2 protein-coding genes and 1 pseudogene are annotated in these 4,168 nt (G+C 54.3%); 2 read left to right on the top strand and 1 reads right to left on the bottom strand.

Going from position 1 to position 4,168, the window contains the following annotated elements; translation table 11 throughout:
* A pseudogene (locus M5C01_RS32565) lies at window positions 1-359 on the top strand (metallophosphoesterase); the annotation flags it as partial.
* Between the two features lie 118 nt (window positions 360-477).
* Complete coding sequence (locus M5C01_RS32570) at window positions 478-3,306, top strand: RHS repeat-associated core domain-containing protein (protein WP_152742423.1); 2,829 nt, start codon at window positions 478-480, stop codon at window positions 3,304-3,306.
* Window positions 3,307-3,504: 198 nt separating this feature from the next.
* Here the strand turns inward: M5C01_RS32570 and M5C01_RS32575 are convergent, their stop codons facing one another.
* Complete coding sequence (locus M5C01_RS32575; RefSeq protein WP_152742424.1) at window positions 3,505-3,807, bottom strand: hypothetical protein; 303 nt, start codon at window positions 3,805-3,807, stop codon at window positions 3,505-3,507.
* Between the last annotated feature and the right edge of the window lie 361 nt (window positions 3,808-4,168).

Consider the following 4,168-nt stretch of genomic DNA (forward strand, 5'->3'; position numbering starts at 1 on the left):
TACGTTCGTTTACTCCCCGCGACTCGCTGACACTCCACAAGCAAGCGCGGGCATGGCTGGAAGATGAGCTGGCAAAGCCCTTCGATGGCCAGACGATTGTGGTCACGCACCATGCGCCGCTCAGGCCAAGCCTGGCGGAAAAGTTCGCGACGGATCGCGCCTCGGCGGGTTATGTGAGCGATCTGCCTGCTCTCGTGCGCGCGCCGGTTGCACTGTGGATCCATGGTCACACCCATACTGCATTCGATTATTTCGCAGAAGGCACACGTGTGATCTGCAATCCGCGTGGATATAGCGACCAACGTTCGAGGGCGCCTGAAAACCCGTTGTTCAGATGGGACAAGGTCGTCGAGATCTGAGCAACCCAGTACGAAAGATTGGGCATCTACCATTTGTCGGTACTGTCATTTCTGACAGTAGTCGGGGGCGTGGATCAGGTAGTTACTGGATTGACGCATCCTACGATGAGCCTGGGTCATGTCGATATTAACGGGTGGTATTCACACTCATACGCCGACGCTGTCTGTGATTGATCCCCGTGGTCTGGCGGTGCGGGTGGTTGCTTATTGCCGTTCCGTCGAGACGGAGGAGCCAGAAGAGCGGATCAACCGCAGTGCCTATGACGCGATGGGGCGGCTGATCGAGCAATGGGATCCCAGGCTTTGGTCGCTGAGTGCGGAAGATGCCGCAACGCCTGCCAATCTCACCAATGCTTATTCACTGTCCGGGAAGGTGTTGGGTTCGACCAGCGTCGATGCGGGCAAGCGGGTCAACTTGTTCGGTGATGGGGATCAGCTTGTGCAAACTTGGGATAGCCGGGGCAGCGAGCGGTGGGTCGAGTATGACGATCTGCTGCGACCGCTGGCCATTTTCGAGCAGGGCGAAGGTGACGTCGCGCGATGCACCGAACGTCATGGATACGCCGATGCCGGTGCCGATTTCGCCGCTCACAATCAATGTGGGCAGTTGATCCGACATGATGATCCGGCGGGCACGTTGACGGTGGATGACTACGCCTTGACGGGCGGAGTGCTTGAGCAGACCCAGCGCTTTCTGAGCGCGCTGGAATCACCGGATTGGCCGCAAGGGCTGCCGGAACGGGATGTTCTGTTGGAGCCCATGGAGCAAGCGGCAACCAGCGCGACGTACTTCAATCCGCTGGGCGATGTGCTGGAACAGATTGATGCCAAGGGCAATCGGCAACTGTTCGACTACACCGTGGATGGCCAGTTATTGGCGAGTCATCTGCAACTGAGCGGTCAGGTCACACCTCAAACCCTGGTCAGCGCCATTGCCTACAGCGCCTACGTCCAGGTTGAACAGGAAACCGCCGGCAACGGTGTGGTCAGTACGCTGACCTATCGCCCTGAAGATGGCCGCTTGATCCGGCTTCAGGCTCGACATGGAACTGAAGCGGCGCTGCAAGACCTGCATTATGAATACGACCCGGTGGGCAATGTGCTGAGCATTGAAGACGCTGCCTTGCCGATTCGTTATTTCGCCAATCAGCGGGTTGAGCCGGTCAAGCGCTATGACTATGACAGCCTTTACCAACTGATCGAAGCGACCGGTTGGGAGGCGGGCGCCGCCAGTCGAGGACCGGGTTTCAATCGCTTCGACGATCCGGGTGCCGTCGCCAACTACCATCAAACTTACCGCTATGACGCCGGTGGCAACTTACTGGAGTTGGTTCATGTCGGTCCGCAAAACCACAGCCGCAAGCTGACAGCGGCGCGCTACAGCAATCGCTGCCTGCTTGAGCAGAATGGCCGGCCTCCGACCGAAGAAGAGATTGCGGCTGCGTTTGATGGCAACGGTAATCTGCTGGACCTGCAACCAGGGCAGGCAATGAGTTGGGATCTGCGTAATCAGTTGTGTGAGGTGCGACCGGTAGAGCGTGAGAATGCTGACGATGATCTTGAGTTGTATCTATACGACGGCGATGGTATGCGGCAACGCAAAGTCAGGACTACCCAGACCAACGCCCGTTCGCTGATATCCGAAGTCCGCTACTTGCCGGGCCTGGAAATCCGCACCCATGAAGGCACTGGCGAAGTGTTGCAGGTGATCTGTGTCCAGGCCGGACGCAGTGCGATGCAGGTGCTGCACTGGGAAACCGCGCCGCCTTCCGGCATCGCCAATAATCAATATCGCTACAACCTGACCGACCATTTGGGCTCCAGCAGTCTGGAGCTGGATAGCGAGGCGCAGGTGATCAGCCAGGAAACCTATCACCCCTTTGGCAGTACGGCCTGGTTTGCCGGGCGAAGTGAGGTGGAGGCAAGTTACAAGACGGTGCGTTATTCAGGTAAGGAACAGGATACGACAGGGCTTTACTACTATGGCTTCAGGTATTACGCGCCATGGTTGCAGCGTTGGATCAATCCAGATCCGGCAGGAACTCTGGATGGCCCGAATGTCTATCGAATGGTGAGCAACAGCCCATTGACCTTCAAGGATGAGCAGGGATATGAGCCCGTGCGCGTGATGTTTGATAAAAAGGATATAGAAGGGTATGCATCGATATTCGCCTCGATAAGCGAGGGTTTATCGACGCAGGGGGTATCGCCAGCTGAAACACTTTTTATTCTCGTGGGTCGTAGTCCTTTAGTCCTTGGAGCATACATTGAGCAAATGGGGCTTAGAACGGCCAATTTGCAAATATCCGGTTTAGCCGGTGGTAAAGAAATCACGTCTATGAGTGATTTATCGGCATCAGAAAAAAAGAATCGATTTGATTTTTTAGACCGTTCACTCGGAGAGAAAACGTCTCATGATATTCGCGCTGCTGTTGTCATTGATACAGGTGTGACTGGGTCAAGCGCATATGCAGCGTACTCTTTGATTAAAGAATATTACCATGAGCAAGAACTCGCCATCGTTACGAAAATGGCAATTATTTCCAATAGAATTGGTGATAAACGATTCTCGGATGAGGAGCAAAAATATTTACATCATGAGCACAACGTGTTACGTGAAAGTCCGCTGAGGCTGGAAGAGAGGGGCGTCAAGCGTTATCTGAAAATTGGGCTGTTTCAGGTTGATAAAGGATTGGCTTACGTTGATAAGTTTGATTATAAAAGAGTTGATGTCGGGGATGTTCCGAATGATATAGATGTTGATAAAAAGCACCAGCTTGAGATGATGATGAGCCATGCGCTAAAAAAACATGGTGCCGCCCCGTCCCCGCAAAGGGCTAAGCATCCAGGGCAACTGACTCTGGGCAAGGTAAGTGTCGAAAAATATAACAGGAAAAATGAAGGGTATTTCAGTCGGTTTTCTAGAAGCCTTTCTTTTAATTTTTGAGCGGATGGGTATGTATTGAATGAAAAGCTATCGTGAAAAGTTTGGGCTGCGTTAGTCCGTGGAACTGAAAAATACAGATTCGTAGGTGGCGATGCTGAAGGTCAGGTATCGATCTTGACAAGGGGCTGCAACAAGCTGAAGAAAAGTGACCGCTCCTGCCCGCCTGATCGTGCGGGAGCGGGTCACGCGCTCAGTCCATCAGGCGTCGAGCAGTCCATCCATCTCTTGTTGAGCCATGTCGATCAGGTGCACGGCCCCCAACGCGAGTTTGCGCTGCAAACCCTGGAGATTGTCCGCCGATTCGTAGGCGGTCGCCGAGGCGCTTTGGAGGATTTCGTAGATATGGAGCAGGGTTTCTTCGGTGTTGCGTGATTGTCGTTTTCGGGGCGGGGTACGAGTCGTGGGTAGCTCGTAGTGAGCGAAGGCACGCTCGGCGGCGAGCCGGAATGCTGGGGAGTTGAGGTCTTCCGCGACAGGCGGATTGGGGGTGATCTTGAACATGGTGTATCCCTTTTGATGAGTGGGACCGTCACCGTTCGCTTGCACGCGAATAAAGGTGGCGGCCGTACGCAGGTGTGCAAGACCGGGGCAAAAGGTAAACCCGGCAGATCCCGAAGAATCTCCCGCGCACGGCCGCCATAACACAATATTTCAGGCATAAAAAAACACCTGGAATATTTGGCGTCGCGCGCCTTTTGTCAGTCCGGACTTGCACGTCCGTATCACCGAATTGGCGGTGACACTGTGCAGACTAGTCGCCGGTCCTGACAGGCGCAACGGGTTGGGATTTTCTAGGAAATTTCATTCAAGTGAAAGGGAATAGTCTTCGTGGGGTCCTATCCAGAACAGGTGATAGGCTGGA

It is taken from the genome of Pseudomonas sp. MWU12-2319 (assembly GCF_023242525.1).
In the GTDB taxonomy this organism is placed as follows: Bacteria; Pseudomonadota; Gammaproteobacteria; order Pseudomonadales; family Pseudomonadaceae; genus Aquipseudomonas; species Aquipseudomonas gingeri_D.

Bases quoted from the DNA above. Each gene is read 5' to 3' on its own strand.
- M5C01_RS32570 (WP_152742423.1), top strand. From the start codon at position 478: ATGTCGATATTAACGGGTGGTATTCACACTCATACGCCGACGCTGTCT.
- M5C01_RS32575 (WP_152742424.1), bottom strand. From the start codon at position 3,807: ATGTTCAAGATCACCCCCAATCCGCCTGTCGCGGAAGACCTCAACTCC.